Consider the following 16885-nt stretch of genomic DNA (forward strand, 5'->3'; position numbering starts at 1 on the left):
AGCACACTTCTGCCGCATAGATCACTCTACTGCTCTCGTATCTGAAACAAAAAACTACGCCTACCGACCAACCTAAATTCACTTAAGCCAGCGAGACTCTGCTCATATTCCAGCCCTGCCCCATTGCTCCGAAGATACCGTTTCGTCTTACAAGAACCGCAGTCAGCAACAAATCCACTAGGTTTTTGATGAATAACTTTAACGGATCCGGCACAAACCGGGCATTTCTGGAGCGCCACAATCTCTTGGTGCCTCCGACCAAGATCAGAAGCTTGTGCCGCAGCATTTTCGCTTGCCAGTGAACGTTCCACATTTGAAAGATCTACCGGGGACAAAGCCTCAAGAACTCTGATTTGGTGTTTTTCCATGCTTACCGCCAGCCCTTTAACGCTCTCTGCCACCTCTAGGGACCTGGTTGGCACCTTGATGATTGGGCGACCGTATCCAAACACCAGCTCTCTCTGCAGTAGCTGATCAACCAGACGACCAAATCTCTCGACGCCATACGGATCGAATGGAGATAACTGCACCCATGCGCTATCGGAAGCAGCTTCACCGGAGTAGAAACGATCGTCACTCAAGTTTGGCCAAGCCAATATCCTCGCGGAAAGGCGCTCATCATTCTGCTCAGCTGGAAAGCCCTCCGGGCGGTCGCCCAATCCCATCCAAGGTACAACCTCAAGCAGAACTCGCTCTGCTCTGTTCGAGTCATCTAGTGATAAAAGTAACTGCCAATCAAGGCCCACCTGTCTAAGCTTGAGATTAAGACCCGCCCAATTGGATGAAAACTCAGTTCCGAGATAAGGGGTCAAAGCATGGCGAAGAACAAGACCGGCATATCTCGAATACGTCCGATTCAGTCCCTCATTTCGCTCTCTTCGTTCCTCAGGCGTTGGTCTTTTGCCACCAATGACATTCCTCAATTCGTTCCAAAGGATCGGTAAATGGCGGTAATGCTGATCATGGCTCAGAATATTCGTAAGATGGAGCCCATCTCCGATCTGTGCGGCGCGACTCACCAATAGGTAAAGGCCTCGCTGCTTAAGGCCACGGACTATTCCCAGTGCACTCTCTAGCTGCTCAAGCGTCTTCGCGAGCTGTTCGGACGCTTTGCTGGTTGAATCCTGCGTAAAGGCCTTCCCCCAGAGCCTGCAAATCTCCTGGGTCAGGCGATGATGCAGGTCATTAGCTCCGTAGAACTCCAAAGCCTCGCTAACAGCAGACTGCAACTGCCGTAGCGTACTGACACGTTTACTCAGGTATTGTTCTATCTTGTCGAGCAACCGTGCGTAAACTCGGTTCTCGTAGATATTAAAATCATCCTCGCTGAACCGGGCCTTGACTCTCTTTGGTATCACTCCGGACAAGGTCTGACGTTGCCAACATTCAGAATGCGACGCGAGGTGAACCAGCGCCCCCTTGGCCAATCTCTTCGCTCTTGCGACATCTGTGACTTCATCTTCATAGTGAAGATCCAGTCTTGGCCTCATCGATATCTGATGAAGGTGCCCTGCCTCGAGAATCTTAAGCAGTTTCGAGTCGAAAGAGTTCAGATGGCTATCTTCATTGACCACGCCCTCAGGCATCAATGGAGAGACCAACTCATCCTCATTTTCGATGCTTGAATCAATCGTATCTAGTATGCGCTCGAATAATTCTACCTTCTGGGCTAAAACCTTGGCGGGCAGCCTGAAGGATTTCCTCTGGCCATCGACGAGGGCGATGTCGCTACCATCGTCGACCAAGAGTTTACTCGCTACTGCATTCACATTGGTTTGATCACCCACCTTCGTTCCAGTTAGGTAACGGCCGGATTCAATAACTTCGGGCAAATGCCCAATACGTTGGCCTGTCAGCCGATCCACCCACATTAAAACCCACCTTCCTTGCGCTTGATGTCTTTCTCTAGCAGCTCCAACGACGTAATCGGTGCACTTTCCAAGCCCGATTGATTCCAGAATGCCTCCAAAGACGCCATTAATTTGCGGACCGAGTCTGCATTTACATCAAAGCGACCAGTCACCTTGCCCTGGCGCATTACCCTGCTTGCGAGCAGATGATCCAAAGCCTCTCCACGAGTTGCTCCAGATGCCATCATTACCGGAACAAACCTCAGCGCCTGTTTTTCGAACCGGTTGCCCCAACCCAAGCCGAAATCACTCTCAAGCTGTCCAGTGAATTCGTTATCCGTCAACTTACCCAGCAAACTTTTGACCGAAGGTGCATGCTCCTTACAGGCTTTATCGAAGACGTTTTGTAACGACTTGAACGAGTAGCTCGCAGGTTGATAATCCCGGATCTCAAAGCTGTGGTCCTGCTTTGGTAGCGTCATTACGTGGGAGCGGTCGTATGTCTTATCTGCCAGCTCATTCGTCGTCTCATCGTGGTTTGCCGTGCCAATAAACCAGACATTTTTCGGAACGAGAATTTGACGACCGTCTCTCAACATATCGGGAGCCCCGGGCAACGCCGTTTCCGAAAGACTAATCAATCGCTCGTCAGGGTTATTCTTTTCGAGAGCGGATAGAAACTCCGCAAAATATTGTTCAGGACGTGATAGGTTCATCTCATCGAGAAGGATTACGTTACAGGTATCCTGCCAGTGAGGGGTCTGTGCCTTATACAAGGCCTGCAAGCAATCCTTCTCATAGAAGCGGCGCTCAAACGCATTAAAATGACCCAGCAAATCATCCCGATCTCTCCACCCGGCCTGAACCGCTATGTCCTGACAGAAACCACCCATCGCCTTCGCGAAGGCCTTTGCAAGACTGGTCTTGCCGGTACCACTTATCCCTTGGAACACATGCAACTGACTCATCGCTAAGCCACCGAGAAGAAGTCGGATATCCTCGATGGGATAAAACAACTCCACATTCTTCTCAGCTCGGGCGATCCGGTGCCGAAGTTCATCAGCAAAGTTCTTCAAATCTGGCACATGTTCCAGCTCGATACTCGCCTGGAAGGCTTTATCAGCGTCCATATGCGACATCGCTGGGAAGGATGTTTTCGCCTTTTGCGCATTGGTCAACTGATCGATGCGACTCTCAAGATCGTCAATGTGAACGGACAAAGTATTCTTATGCGATTCAAGAACACGCTTTTCGCGGGCGATGGCCTCAAGCTCCGTCGCCGCCACGCGCTTGACACTCAATTCCCGACGAGCTTCGTCAAGGTCCGGGCGCAGGGCAGCGATATCTCGCTCAAGATCCGAAACTTTGTCACGTAAATACTGGTTATCACGCTGCAATTCTGCGGTGTCAGATTCTTCAAGCTTCCTCTTGAGGTCCCTATTTTCGCTTTTCAGGTTTTCAAGGCCCTCAAGAATTTCATCCGGAGTTCTCTCGCCTAGGGCATTGCTAAGCTCTTGCAGATCGTACAATCGCTCTTTCAATTCCTGGGTCTGATCCCAAGCTTTATCACGTTGTACTGAAATTTTTTCGAGCTGCCGCTCGAATCCAGCCCGCTCTTGCTCCAATTCGGTCGCGACCTCTTCTTTGATTAAAGCTTGGGAAGATTTAAGTTCCGCCCACTCCCGCTCCAGTCTGCCGCGCCCTCGTTCCAGTTTGGCTTTTTCCTGACCAAGCTCCTGTTCGCGCTGATCAAGCAGTCTCGTGCGCTCGGCCTCCGCCTCCGAGCAACTATGTTTGATTTCCAACAGCTGCATCTCGGCTTGCCTGATCTCATCGGCTAAAGCCCTCTTCCGATTTTGCAGCTCTTCAAGATCAGCCTCTCTCTGCCTCGCCAACTGCTGCTGCTGTGCTTCAAGCTGTTTAAGAGATCTCTCATTTTGCTCGGCAAATCCTGCCTCGGCGTTTGCCTCTCTCTGCTTCAGGGATCGCTCCGTACTCAGTAGCTCACTCTTCTTGGTGGCCACCTGGCGCTCGGCCTCATCCAATCCAGCAGTCCGCTGCTCCATGGAGACCCGCTCTTCCTCGATGAGTTGGGCTTCGTCTTCAAGACGCTTTCTCTCAGCCTCATTGTCCTCGCCCAATTTACTGGCCTGCTCCCATCGCTCGAGATACTCATCATTGAGCCTCTCCTGATACTTGCCAAGCTCTTTACATACATCCGCGAATCTTTCTATCCATCGGACGACGGGAGCCGTGTCGTCAGCCTTCTGTAATGTATCCAGTACTTTCCCAAGCCATTCTTGGTCAACATCAATATCCATGCTGGAGCCAAAGGATTGGTATACCTTTGACGCATTCTCGAACGAAGCCGTCCACATCGGGATATATTTTTCTAGTGACGGTGCCTGACGAGCTGAACCTGCTGATTTATCTGGCACTCCTTGAGCTGAGCTGCGCTTATTTCCATTTCTCTTAGCCATTACATCCAATCCTTAAAGCATTCCGTGAAATTCTTTGCGTACTCAATGTTGTCGATCACTGATTCCTGAGAAATCTCTTCGATCTTCCGTTTGTTAAAGCGACTTTGTGCGTGACCACCCTGGTTGCGAAGATCCGCCAGCTTTAACAGTTTTGCTATCTGCAAATCCTCGTCTGACAGGACCTTGAGGGGATGCTGATCGTCAGCTAAAGCTCCCATTCCTGCCGCAAACAGTAGCGCCTTGAGAGAACTAGTTGGGTTCTGGCATGCTCGGATTACTTGACGCAAATCCTGCCTCGCCAATGATCGAGTAACCCCGCTATTGAAAGAAGGAATCCCCAGAGCACCTAACAATCGTTCATTCAAACTCCAATCTGGCTTTCCAGAGTTCGGCATCTGGCCAATATTTGCCGGATAAGTCTTAATCAACCACTGCATGACAACCTCAAGAAGCTTCTGGCAATCGCCGAGAGCTGCCTCCAGGTCTGAGTCCCAAACCACGCCTGACTCTATCTTTCGCCTCCACTTCAATAACCTCGCAAAGTACCGTCTAATATCTGGCTGTGATTCCACCCACGAAAACTCAATCAAGATATCGAGCTCAGTCCTCTTCTGTATTTCTCGCAACCACTCCTCGTTGGTCAATGTGCCGGCTTCGGGAACTCCAATTAGTTTCGCCAGGTATGTTCGAAGATTCGTATCAGATTCCAGCAGTTGCCTCAGAGCATCCTCAAGCCACCAAGCATTTTCCCGCAGACCAAACGGATCTTTGACCGACCAAAGCTCGTCACCTTCCTCGTCACCGGTCACCCAAACCACAATTCTTGCCGTTTCGGGGGATTCGTCGAGGCGCTGAACGCCTTGCAAACGCACATATTCAGATGTGGCCTGCAGTCCGCCCAATTGCTGGCTTGAGCGATAATCCTTTCTGTATTCCCGGTAGGCTCTAGCCAATAAATCGTTATCGAGGCTGGGAAGGTTCTGTTTGTTTGCTCTGGCAAGAAAAGGCCTAAACGTCTTGCCCGTTTTCCTCTCGATGGAAAATTCCGGAAACTTGGCTTGAGGGTCGACAGATTCGACCTGCTCCAGCCTCGTCACCATTCGAGGCCAGAAGTCTCCGGTTATCGCATCCTGCAACAGAAAACCGGCTTTGAGGTTAGTAGACTCGTCTTCCTCGTCATCCAGCAGTCTTTGGCCCTTATCGGTCAACTTATCCGCAGCCGACGTCAACCAACCGTTACTGATACCCTGTGCGACTATCAAGGTGATCAGTTCAGGGTGTAAGCCTGTCAATGAGGCAATATCAGCCTGCTTAGTGCGATTAGCCCTAATCAGTCCAAGAACTGCTCGCTGAAAAAGGTTCAGCTCGGGCTGGCGAGGCTCCGGGTAAAGGACTCGATGCACAAGGACCGGCCATAACACTGACCGAGATTCCGACCTCGGACGTTTACTGAACTTCAGATAGGTTCCGCTTTCAGCGAAAGCTGCCATACTCACCTCCGCATAATTGGTAGAATCCGGCCAAAGCGGGGACTGCTTCCTCGGCATCAGCATTGGTTGCCAGGCCTGCATCACCAACGCATATCAACATCTGTCGTTGTCGGCTCATTGCCACGTTCATTCGGTTTGGTAACCTCAAGAACCCGAACTGGCGGTTCAGTTGTTTTTCCCGCTCATCAGCATCCGCCCCCTGAACTTTTGAAGGCTGCATCGGTTGGTAGGTCCTTACGCAAGACAACAGAACCACATCAAACTCCTTGCCCTGAAAGGCATCCACCGACCCAACCCGAAGCCTTTCTTCCTGGCTGAACGACCCGTCCGTGTTCTGCTTTCTCGTCCATTTGAAATCGTCATGTGGCTCGTACCCGCTCTCTTGCTTCATCATCAGCGGCGTTCCATTGATCCTGGTCTGCGCCAGCTTCTCCATAATGAGATCCCGCTGAGCGGCATAGAACGTAATCACACCAACCGATAGGCTCTCTCCACCGGCCTCCATGACTCTTCGGACCTCATCAGCTACTCGTTCAGCCTCCGCCTCCCTGATGCGGCTCGTCCCCCGCTTACTTGCCTTTCCCTCTGCCGGCGGGACATTGATCCACTGACAAACACGATCCCGATAATGACTTCCCAGCTCTTTCATCCCACTGAGGAAGCGGTCTGAAAACAAGAAGTCCTCAGCGCTTCGACCAGAGTGAACCTTCCCAAGCCCTGCCGATTCATAAAAGTACTGACTCACGAAATCGCCGAGAACCGGGTGCATTCGGAATTGGGTATCGAGCATCACAACTCGCGGGTTTGTGTCCTGTCGTTCAAGGTCCTGAAGCTTGATTCTCAGTCGCTCAAACAAACTGGATCGGAATGCCTCAAGTTGCTGCTCCGAGAGTTGATGCTCCTCCTGCAGCTGCCCCTCAATATTTGGCTCCAACATGTGTGGCAACTGCCGGTCATCTCCTACTAATACAATGCGCCGCTTAGCCATCGCCATCGGGACAAACAAGTCCAGCGGATTAGCCCGAGCAGCCTCATCGACCACGACGGTTTCAAATTCGATTTCAGAACTATCAAACCCGGCCACCGATTTCAGACTGGCCATTTGCTGCCCTGCAGACTGCTGACAGGTGGCTCCCACTACCATGGAGTACTCATCCACAACGGATTGAGCTGCCTGACGATCGAAGCTGAGGCTATCCGAGAGCTGCTCAAGTACCCAGGCAACACCCTGCTTACGCTTCTGCACCTTGCTCTCGATCAACCTCTCTAGCTCGTTTAGCAATTCAAGACCTCTCTCATCAACCCTGAATCTCAGCTCCGGGGGGCGGTAGTCCGGCAAGTAGAGATCCAAAAGCCTGCTCTTCCAACTCGCCAACTGCTTCAGGCCTGATTCATCCGTCTGCTCTGAGTCAGCAAGATGTTCCAGAAATGAGAGAAGTTCACCGTCAGCTCGCGGATCATTTCGTTTCAGCCAACTCAGCAGATCCCAGGCTCGGTCTGGGCCATCGTCCTGAAACGAAGTCTCAGTCTCCCTCAGAGACCTGATTTTGCGGAGCACAGAGGGATCGCGCCCTACCTTTTTCCGTGTACTGTGATGACTGCTACGTAATTCGCTTACGTAGTCTTCCAGTTGCGCCTCTACGCCGGGTGGAACGAGGAGCCCATGGGCTTCAAGTTCCCTTACCCCGGTCAAGATTTGCTCGAGCTCATCAGCAAGGCGATCCGGCTCATATCCGGCCACCCGGATGAAGGCCAAAGCCTCAGACAATTCTTTGATCTTTTTGAGCTCAGGATACTTCTCGTACTCCGCCGCGACTTTCTCCTGAAGATAGCTAGTTTGTCGGTCCAACCACGGGTCAATCAGAGTTTCTTCGTCACCAGAACCACGCTTCCCCCCTACCCGTGTGGCAGGCAGACCCAGGACATCACTGCGATCCAAAGCGTTATCGACGGCATCATGCTGAAAGCTGCTTATCAGAACCTGTCCAGACAGATTCTGATCCTGAGACTCCTCGGCCAGGCGCCTTTGCAAAGCCGCAATCACCTGCGTTTTACCCGTACCGGGCGGTCCAATAACGATCGCCAGATCCGGGGTATTCAATGCGGCATCCAGAGCCTGGATCTGCTTCTCTGTTGGATTTCCACCCTTGAAAGTCTCCTTTGCATAGGATGTCAATCCATCAATTCTCCTGCGGCGGGCGGCGGGCACAGCAACACCCTCAAGCAGCCATTTCAACTGTGGCAGACGCTTTCCCGAATCAATGGATTGCTTGGCAGTAAGCCGGCGCTTGCCTACCGTTCGGTAACCAGCCAGTGACAGGTACAGCCAACCTTCCTTCTCTCGTGGCCGAACAGCTTTTCGATTAGAGGCGGGGCGAAAAACCAAATGGTCCGACTTGAATAAAATCGTGCCTCGCGGCGTATTAGCAGCGTTGCCCTGAGCTTCATCCGTAGACAACTCCTCCGTCCAATCCGGTGGGTTAACCCCAATATCCACCTGTGTGCTTGAAGGAAGATCGAGCCCCGTCCAACGGTCACGAAACTCTCGATAATCATCGGGAGTTCGCGGAATCAAGCGCCAGGCGTTCTCTCGCCCATCCTCAAATGCCTCAAAGTCTACAAACCTCAGAGAGCGCAGGGTCTCTGCCTGTTTAAGCGCGTTCTGCCACTCCTTGTCGTTGTATAAATTCCACAGCTCCAGATAACTCTCGTTATCTCGTAAAGTCGCATCCAGGATTGCCTGTTGAGAGCCACTGTTTAATGCAGCCGCCACAGAAGCATCCACGAAAGTGAAGTCTCCGGTCAGTAAGGAGAACGCACTGTTTTTCCGGACATGTCGGGTAACTCTCTTGACCAGCAAGACGCCGTCATCTCGTCGCTCTACATCTGCGCGCCACCCATCACCCAGCAGCTGAAAACCACCTTTTGAAGCACGATTCGAGAACCTGGCAAGGGTTAGCCAATGCTCACCTTCCGCATCCACCACAAACTGGGATTCAAACCAACGGCAGGCCAGGTCAACATCCCTTTCGACTATTTCCTGTTTGCTGTACAGGTCGTCAAGGATCAGCTCATCCAAGCCAAGTTCCAGCCCCATGGGCGAAACCTCAACTGGCGCGCAATACTGAACAAGCAACTGCCCTTTACGCGTTGTCGTGAGCAACCATTGCACCTGGTCTCTCTGGACAAGGCGTTCAAACAGCACTCGATCAACTGGGCTGCAGCTAATAATCACGCAGGCATCGCCCTGAATAGCCATCCAGTCATCATCGTATGGCTGGAACTGCACCTTGTGACCGGACTGAAAACCGCTCAAGTCTTCTTTACTCGTTAAGGTAAGCAGGTCCTCTGAAAACAGCGGAAAATCTTTAAGCTCCATAAGTCATCACCACCTGAACTGCCAGACGATGTGCTGATCTTGCAGCTCACCGATGTGAATCCAATAAGGCGTGTCGTATTTTCCCCGCAGGCTTTCTTTCAGCCCCTGGTAACTGTCTACCTGCTTTACGGTTTTCCCCCGCTGAACATGAACGGTGCCATTTGGCAGTGGACGAATCCCTAGCCCAGGCTCCGTATATTCCACTTGCAGGTGATCTTCAGGCCAGCGGTCATAACTAAATGTTGGCATCAGCCTCTTGAGCTCACGTTTATCACCGGGCTGCAGGACAACCTTCCTGCCCGTGGACACCCAGTCATCCGTCTCTGGAACAAACTCGTTTTCTTGTGAAGGGACAATAAACTCCTCAAATAGCACGAGGTTTTCATCAATGGCTGCCGGACAAAAAAAACACTCCGCCCCTCCAGCGCAATCAAAATCGGCCGGCAAAAGGTTGTGTCCGCCACAACTCTGGCAGAGAACCATTCGCTCATCGCTCTCGCTCAAAGCTTCTAGCCACTCTGCCATGGAGGGGCGTTCTGACGGATTAGCCAATCCATCCTCAAAACAACGCCGGAAAAGCTCAGGTAAACGGCTATGGTCGACTAACTCAAGAGGCAGGTTGCCTGAACACTCGTTGTCGAAATCCTCAGAATCGTTTATCCAGGGATGCTCGCCGCGCATGGCGGCCTCTTCATCTTCGGGCTCACCATCATTAATCATGTCGCCCTTGAACGGGTGATTGTGCGTCAACAACTGATAAGCAATGACCGCGAAACTCCAGCAGTCAGTGAGGCTGGACAGCAACGAGTCGCCCCGAACAACCTCAGGAGCACCGTAATCAACCGTGTGCAATGTCAGTCCACTGTGCGATTCGAGACTGATGTTGTCACAGTCGATCAGCCAGGTTTCTGCATGCTCAGCATCATCAGAAACAAAAATATTGGAAGGGGAAAGATCCCCATAAAGCATGCCTCTGGCATGGAGCTGGTTGAGCGTACGCGCTAGCTGGCAAAGAATACGCAAGCGCCTGCGAAGCCCTCCTTGCTTGAGATAATCCTCCGAAGCTTCTTCCCCAGCCTCAATGAAGCTATCCAATAGACTCTGCAACGGAACCAACCCATCCATTAGCTCCATAACGTAGCCGTTCCGTGGCGGAGCGAGCATGATTAAAGGCCTGGAGAGTTTGAGCGCCCCCAGATCCTGGCGAACCAACCACTCGATGTGCCGGCGCCATCGTCCAATAGCCTGTTCATCTTTATTGGTGAAACCTTTGACCAGCACCTCTGGATGGTTGGTGCGGTAGACAATACCCTGCCCGCCTCGACTCATTTCCTGAACAAGCTGATAACTAGTTCCCTTAGTATCCTGAACAAAGCGGGCTGCTTTCGGTTTGGTTGTCGTGCTCATGTGCTTAATCCATTCTGAAAATGCTTGCGATGGTCTTGTCATCGCCATGGCGTGGCGTGGACCACTGTTTTAACTCGGCCTCCAACCAGCGCTTCATTCGCCTTTTGCTACTGTGCTTCTGGCGTCGATAAATCGCGTGGAAAAAAGGCTCAAGCTGCTCCGGGATAAGGTCATCCGAGATTCCGTCTGTCATCAGAAGTACACCGTCACCTGGTGAGGTCAGTGTGATATCAGCACTGACGGCACCCTCGGTCTCGGCCTGCGCAAGCGTCGTTGTCTGATTGCCAAACCCGTCCTTCTGATCCGATAGAACCCGGAACTTGCCTTGGCTTCGGATAAGCATCAAGCCATCTCCCGCCTGCCCGACGAGCCCCTGCCCATCAGCATCAACCCACGCCCAGAGGCAGGTAGTCTCATAATCGCCATAGCGATTCGCGAATGCAGACCGCCATATTCGGCTCAACTGCGCGGGTACATCGGCACTGGTAGAGATTTTCAGATCGAGAACAACCTCGCGAGCCAGCTCAACAGCTCTCCGAGAACCGATATGGCTAAGGGGGCGGCTACCCAGTCCGTCAGCGACAGCAACAAAGCAACCTCCGCCACACCCGCGCACAGAAAGAGCATCCTGATTAGGGCAGCCATCCTGTTCGTGGGCGGGGCCCCTTACCGATGCTCCGGCCGCTAAATGCCTCATCAGAATTCCCAGTCCTCGTCATCGGCGGGAATCTGCAGCGGAGCTGACTGGTTTGGTTTAGCCGACTGACTGCGGGCATTAACACTCATGGTGACCGCACGGAAGAATCGGTGAATATCCCGCGCGTTCTCCGCACGAAAAAGCGGCGCTTCGGGGTCATTCGCAAAATCGCCCAGCATGGCTTCGTCCGCGTCCGAGCCAATTGCCATGGCAAACCGTGTTGCCTTGGCGGCACGTTCACCATTAACAAAACGTTGAAACGGTTCTTGCCAATCATCATTCGGATAGCCGTCGGAGATAAGAACCACCACCGGCTTGTATGCCCGGGAAGGGATGCTTTCCTTGTCTTCAATCAACTCGTTGGCGATGGTCAGGGCACCTCCGAGAGGCGTCATGCCAGAAGCCTCTAGCTGCGTGACACCCTCAATCTGATGGGCCGGGGTGAGTGGCAAAATCATCTCGGCGTTGTTGCCCCCAAAGGCAATGACCGAAACCTGAAGCTCCGCCCGAAGACGGCTCTCGGAGGCAAAGCTCGTGACCATGTCTTTCAGGCCGCGATTCAATGCTTCAATCTTGCCATCAACCGACATGCTGCCACTGGTATCCGCCAGCACGATAACTGGCAGCGGACGTGCGGTTTGTACCTGGAATTTTTTGAGTTCCGACATCTGTATTTCTCCTAAAGCTACTAAAGTTCTGCGTCTGAATTCTTTTCTATTTGTCTAATTGCGAGAAGCATGCCAGAAATTTAAATCGATATTTTTCAACGATCTAAAACAAGAAGGCTCTGATGCGAGCGGGGTGAGAGGTAGAACTATTTACTGAAGAGTAATTTTTCTTACCGTCACATCCTTGTGCTCTGCCTGGCACCCGTTGCGAAACTCGGGTGCCCAGCTTCCTATTTCGAAATGTGCCAAAGCTCCTTCAACCGAGTCACCGTGTGATCCCATTTAGACGCACGAGGCCTGGCCACAGAATTCTGGTTGCCGAACAACCCTACCTCGTTGACGGCGTTGGATTCTGAAACCTTGTGAAGCCAGTCCACCGGCACAAAATATTCCGCATCGTCTTCGCCGTACTCCGAAGCCAGGTTATATCCGCCCTGCAAAGTCATATCGTCGCTGATGAATTCGTCCGCCACCATCGGGTGGCCAGATACTTTTCCAACACCCACATACCCCGTGCCCGGAATGTTTACCCAAACCCTATCGCCAGGTTTCAGCATGAACACGGTTCTGCTGTACCAGCGTCCGCCACCGGCAGAAATAAACCCATATTCCGCCGCATCCTGCCAATTCCGTCCATCAGGGTAGGTTCCGAAGCTGACGTAAAACTCACCGTTCCATTCACCCCGCTGCCCTGTGTTGACTGCGCGCTCTTCCGTCTCCACAGGGTCAATCATCCATGACCGGCTGAGATACAGACTCTCTCCGTCACGGAACACTGAAAAGAAAACAGCATTTACCGCGACACTGGCTTTATCGTTGAGGTAGTTGATGATGCGCTCGGTACTCGCATCAAGTTCAGCGGCAACGATCACCATCTGGTGGGAGCTGTTGATTTCATCTTCTACTGGCGCCACACCGAATTTCGCTTTAAATGCCTGATCAAAGGTCTGATCTGGCAGACCATTATTTGCCGCGAAATCCGCATAAATCTGAACAAACTTCTCCGAAGACAGGTTTTCGACCCAAGAGGCGTAATCAATGGTTTGAGCAACCACATTACGAGGTGTTTTGTCCTTCTTGAGTTCAATAATGATGATGGAGCCGGTGGCATCAATAGCCAGAAGATCAATGTACTTGCCGAAGTCGGTATAAACTTGGCGACCAATCAATAACCAGTGATCGCTGAGGATGGAGATGTCTTTGGTGATCTGCGCTTCGAGTAGTGACTCGCTTTCAAGCGTCACCGTCGTCAGCGTTTGGGGCTTATCGCCAATCTTCCAGATTCCGTGCTGGACTGCCATCAATCTTGCTCCTCAATCAGATCTTGTCCGGCCGCAAAACCCACAGTGGGTTCCGACAGCAACGCCATGGTCATACCCAGAATCGCCTTCGCCTGAGAACGGGTGAATTCTTCAGTGCCGTGAGCACCCAAATGGCAGATGTTCTTGAGCTGTTCTCGAAGGCTAAACAGGCGCTCGATAGAGGTCATGCCCTTCCGTTCGCTGGAATGTGCCCTCTTGTTGGCAGAGGCTGATAAGTGCTTATCCTCGCGCATGGATTCGACCTGTTCGACAATGTGCCGACATTGCATAACGGCATCTTTGTAGTGCCCAGTTTCAATGAACTCCTGAGCTTTTGAAATCAAAGATGCCAAACCTTCAGACGTTGCCGGAAGCGGAACCTCGAACAGCAATGTGTTCCTGTAGCCCGCATTTTTTAATGCAGCCAACCATTGCTCTCTGGGTAAGGCTATATCCGTGCAATCAAAACTCGAAAGCAGCTCATCGCCCGATGCAACCAATGCCCTCAACCCTAGGTTCAATTTAAGATCTTTCTCCTGACGGTAATCCTCCAGGGCATTAACCTGTTCACGATTGAGTACGGTCTCAAATACAACCTGCTCATTACTTGGAAAATCGTGGCACTTGATCAAGCGATCAGAAGAAGGAATGGAAACCAATAGCGGTCTTATCGGATCAGCCAGGGAGACCGAAAGGCTTTTATCGAATATGACCATTTTGCTCTGGCAAGGTTGACGATTGCCCCGCATCACGAAGGTAAGGCCATATCCACCAGCGGCCTCCCGACCATGAACAGTCAACTTGTCGAATTCGACTATGTAATTTCCGTTGTGCCGGATCGGTAATCGCATCACTGTCTCAACAACTCCTATTTGACCAGCGCAATGATTTTTTCAGAAAGCTCAACCAGCTCTACTCGTTCAGCACCATCCTCCTCGAATTTCGAAGAACTGATGATCATTTCAGCGCTCATACTTGGCCAAAAGCGATCAATCACGTCATCGGGTTTCATCCCAACAGCATTGCCAATGATCTTTTTCGCGTCGCACGTATCCGTGTAAGTAACCACGGCGTTGGCTTCGACTCTAATCAAGTCTGGGCAGAGATAATTCTCAATCTCTCTCTTTCTTGTTGAATAGAAAGCTCGCCCTTGAGCCTCGACTTCAGCTTTTCGTTTCTGAATGGATTTGACCTGGGCAGGATCACCGCCGATATCTGAGTCCAGAAAAACGCACCAAGGCAGCCCAAGGTCATCGGCCAACTTGTGGGTTACCCAATGTTTTACATTTCCACTGCCACCCGTTTGAAGAGGTACTATCCGCGCGTCATCCAAGTCAGCAGTCGTGTGGCCCGCCTCTTTCAAAACCGTTGTAGTGTGTCTCAGGAAAGTCACATCCGACTTCCCTTCAACCAGTACAACGCCTTTGGCTCGCTCCATTCCCATCTCGGGCAATACTCCGAGGCTCTCAGCCGCTTCTTTCAGCACTGATTCGCTCGGCATTTTTACTGCGGGCACACCGTCAGCATCCTTGGTCACATAACGAATTCCCCCAACAGGGATCAAACCTGCCAGCGCAGGAACGTGAGTGGTAACAAGAATCTGTCGATTCTCTTGGTTTGCCAGTGAAAGCAGGGCTTTCATCAACATAATCTGGTAATTCGGATGCTGAGATGTTTCCGGCTCTTCAATGGCGTAAATCACTTTTCTCGCAGATCCCGCCACAGCCTTTTCTGCTTCGGCGCGGAAGAAGTTCAGTAATATCAGCCGGCGAACACCGCTGCCGCGCTTGTTGATGGGAATGCCGTTTTCACCGTCCAAAGTGAAATTAAAAGTCCATTTCGGCTTATCCTTGAATCGGGGGGTGAGCTCATTCGCCAGCTCTGGGGCCATTTCGCCCAGTTTATCCAGCGTGCGTGAGGCAACATCCAGCACGCTGTTCTCTATCTCCGCCTCCAGGTCTGTAATCCTTTGCTGTAAAGAAGCCTGAGCCTCTTTCACAGCTTGCTGCAGAGGATTCTTGGCCTCTGCATCGCCATCGCTGCTTTCTCGGTCGGCCTTGAACAACGCAAAGGTGGGGAGCTGGTCCTGAATTTTCCCCCAGACTGACTTACCTTCAGTAGACAGCCCTTTATCTACATCAACCAAGGTCTCGATGAGTTCAAGGGGCTGTGCACTTGCTCGAATGGCTCGGCGCCAGAGAGACGCTACTCTCTGATCAGCGACGTCTCCTTCGACCCCGCGTGCTCTTCCGAGCACTTTTAGGTCAGCCATTTTAGTACCCAGTAAATTACTCAAGGCCTCATCTGAGGGGTGCTGGCAACGGATATAGGTTTTATCCGGCTTACCCGATGTGGTTGCCTTGAAGCTCTTCACAATCTCGAGGCAACCACCCTCGTTTAACAGCAACTCATCGCCCAAAGTAGTTTCGACATTCTCATCAAGAATCAGGCGGTCTGGGAGTTCATCAAATTCACAGGCAATTTCGAAATGGGTATCCCCTGCCTCTAAACGAAAGCAGTTCATGTCATTTTTATCTGCTTTCGCACCATCAGCTTCGAAGAAGATTGCAAGGGCCTCTAGAACAGTGGACTTGCCGAAGTCGTTTCTGCCAACAATACCGGTCATGGATTCATCGACCGCCACAATGGTTGTACCTTGATAGCCTCGAAAATTCGTCAACTTTATGGACTTTAAGCGCATGGCTGATCTCCTTATCTAAAGTTTTCCCGTAAAGGCTTTCTGACTTAGAGAATCGAAACATGTAGGCAACTCAGCGCTTGAAGATATGACCTTCTCCATCATGCCTTTAAATTGGTTGGCGATCGCCACGTACTCGTGCTGCTTCTGAATCCCCGGCAACATGATGGGCAGATTTTTCTGGCGGGTAATCCCAAGGTATGCTCGCGTCGATTGGACTCCCTCTTTTTCGAATAACCGCTGAAAGTAATTTGAATCGAAATATGCTTTCAAATATTCGGGGATGAGTCTGTTCTCATCTACCCGGTAGTATGTTGTTTGAGGGCTGAGAATATAATTCTCAAACTCGGTATCTAGTACAGCAGTGAAACCCAAAGACCCTTTATGCGAGATCAGTACATCTCTAGGTTTTGCAAAGCCGATTCTCAGCTTATCCAGCCACTCATCTCCGAGATAATAGCAACGATCGAACAATATCTTGCCTCGTCGAATTACATTGGCCGTTAGGAATGGGATTCCTTCTTTGATAAATTCGCTCACTTTTGGGTGGTCGTTGCCATGGTTCCCATCTTGAACATGTTGGATGATTTCCTGAGCTAGCCCGGATTTCTCATAGTGCTCCAACAACCTTCGCAGACCAAGCCTGGTAGTGCCAGATCCGAGTGGTCATGGTCGAAGTTGGCGATTATTTAGCCAGTTTCCGGCATTCAGGCACAACTCCCCCTTTCCCCCATTGGTATCGGGCCGGGGGAGCCCGATTATCTACTGGGGCACCAAGCGCTGAACCAGTGCTGAGAGATCGTTCTTGTGTGGATAGCTATCACTCATCAACACCCGTATTCGGCGGGTGTTGCGGATGATGACTGCGCCAACCTTGATCAGCTTCAAGCGCAAGGTGCCGGCACTCATACGTTC

At 51.5% G+C, this 16885-nt stretch carries 12 protein-coding genes; all 12 read right to left on the minus strand.

The features are described from left to right. Positions 1-26: 26 nt before the first annotated feature. Entirely contained in the window at positions 27-1871 is a 1845-nt protein-coding gene (locus BM035_RS19515) for a DUF2357 domain-containing protein (RefSeq protein WP_139216073.1), read from the minus strand. Further along, complete coding sequence (locus BM035_RS19520) at positions 1871-4330, minus strand: AAA family ATPase (RefSeq protein ID WP_092033922.1); 2460 nt, start codon at positions 4328-4330, stop codon at positions 1871-1873. The genes BM035_RS19515 and BM035_RS19520 overlap by 1 nt, the downstream gene beginning before the upstream one ends. Beyond that, positions 4330-5820: a hypothetical protein gene (locus tag BM035_RS19525; RefSeq protein ID WP_092033925.1), complete on the minus strand. Its 1491-nt coding sequence runs from the start codon at positions 5818-5820 to the stop codon at positions 4330-4332. The genes BM035_RS19520 and BM035_RS19525 overlap by 1 nt, the downstream gene beginning before the upstream one ends. Continuing rightward, positions 5804-9199, minus strand: a complete 3396-nt coding sequence (locus BM035_RS19530; protein ID WP_092033928.1) for a DEAD/DEAH box helicase — start codon at positions 9197-9199, stop codon at positions 5804-5806. Before BM035_RS19530 ends, BM035_RS19525 begins: the two co-directional genes overlap by 17 nt. A gap of 6 nt (positions 9200-9205) precedes the next feature. Next, entirely contained in the window at positions 9206-10606 is a 1401-nt protein-coding gene (locus BM035_RS19535) for a protein kinase domain-containing protein (RefSeq protein ID WP_092033930.1), read from the minus strand. Between the two features lie 4 nt (positions 10607-10610). Then, positions 10611-11303 (minus strand): PP2C family serine/threonine-protein phosphatase, encoded by a 693-nt coding sequence (locus BM035_RS19540; protein WP_092033933.1) that lies wholly within the window; start codon positions 11301-11303, stop codon positions 10611-10613. After that, entirely contained in the window at positions 11303-11971 is a 669-nt protein-coding gene (locus BM035_RS19545) for a vWA domain-containing protein (RefSeq protein ID WP_092033936.1), read from the minus strand. Before BM035_RS19545 ends, BM035_RS19540 begins: the two co-directional genes overlap by 1 nt. Positions 11972-12201: 230 nt before the next feature. Further along, a complete protein-coding gene (locus tag BM035_RS19550) occupies positions 12202-13272 on the minus strand; it encodes an endonuclease NucS domain-containing protein (RefSeq protein WP_092033938.1) in 1071 nt (356 codons plus the stop codon). Next, positions 13272-14123 (minus strand): hypothetical protein, encoded by an 852-nt coding sequence (locus BM035_RS19555; RefSeq protein WP_092033940.1) that lies wholly within the window; start codon positions 14121-14123, stop codon positions 13272-13274. Before BM035_RS19555 ends, BM035_RS19550 begins: the two co-directional genes overlap by 1 nt. A gap of 17 nt (positions 14124-14140) precedes the next feature. Continuing rightward, entirely contained in the window at positions 14141-15973 is a 1833-nt protein-coding gene (locus tag BM035_RS19560) for an AAA family ATPase (protein WP_092033944.1), read from the minus strand. 15 nt (positions 15974-15988) lie between these two features. Further along, the gene (locus tag BM035_RS19565; RefSeq protein WP_175497428.1) at positions 15989-16594 is read right to left on the minus strand and encodes a restriction endonuclease subunit S; all 606 of its coding nucleotides are present in this window, start codon (positions 16592-16594) and stop codon (positions 15989-15991) included. 138 nt (positions 16595-16732) lie between these two features. Next, a partial coding sequence (locus BM035_RS19570; RefSeq protein ID WP_175497429.1) for a transposase occupies positions 16733-16885 on the minus strand: 153 nt, incomplete at its 5' end.

It is taken from the genome of Marinobacter sp. DSM 26671 (assembly GCF_900112835.1).
GTDB lineage: Bacteria > Pseudomonadota > Gammaproteobacteria > Pseudomonadales > Oleiphilaceae > Marinobacter > Marinobacter flavimaris.

What these genes read in the sequence shown, in the direction of transcription:
- BM035_RS19555 (WP_092033940.1), bottom strand. Translation starts at nt 14,123, where the DNA reads ATGCGATTACCGATCCGGCACAACGGAAATTACATAGTCGAATTCGAC.
- BM035_RS19560 (WP_092033944.1), bottom strand. Translation starts at nt 15,973, where the DNA reads ATGCGCTTAAAGTCCATAAAGTTGACGAATTTTCGAGGCTATCAAGGT.
- BM035_RS19550 (WP_092033938.1), bottom strand. Translation starts at nt 13,272, where the DNA reads ATGGCAGTCCAGCACGGAATCTGGAAGATTGGCGATAAGCCCCAAACG.
- BM035_RS19535 (WP_092033930.1), bottom strand. Translation starts at nt 10,606, where the DNA reads ATGAGCACGACAACCAAACCGAAAGCAGCCCGCTTTGTTCAGGATACT.
- BM035_RS19540 (WP_092033933.1), bottom strand. Translation starts at nt 11,303, where the DNA reads ATGAGGCATTTAGCGGCCGGAGCATCGGTAAGGGGCCCCGCCCACGAA.
- BM035_RS19515 (WP_139216073.1), bottom strand. Translation starts at nt 1,871, where the DNA reads ATGTGGGTGGATCGGCTGACAGGCCAACGTATTGGGCATTTGCCCGAA.
- BM035_RS19530 (WP_092033928.1), bottom strand. Translation starts at nt 9,199, where the DNA reads ATGGAGCTTAAAGATTTTCCGCTGTTTTCAGAGGACCTGCTTACCTTA.
- BM035_RS19525 (WP_092033925.1), bottom strand. Translation starts at nt 5,820, where the DNA reads ATGGCAGCTTTCGCTGAAAGCGGAACCTATCTGAAGTTCAGTAAACGT.
- BM035_RS19520 (WP_092033922.1), bottom strand. Translation starts at nt 4,330, where the DNA reads ATGGCTAAGAGAAATGGAAATAAGCGCAGCTCAGCTCAAGGAGTGCCA.
- BM035_RS19545 (WP_092033936.1), bottom strand. Translation starts at nt 11,971, where the DNA reads ATGTCGGAACTCAAAAAATTCCAGGTACAAACCGCACGTCCGCTGCCA.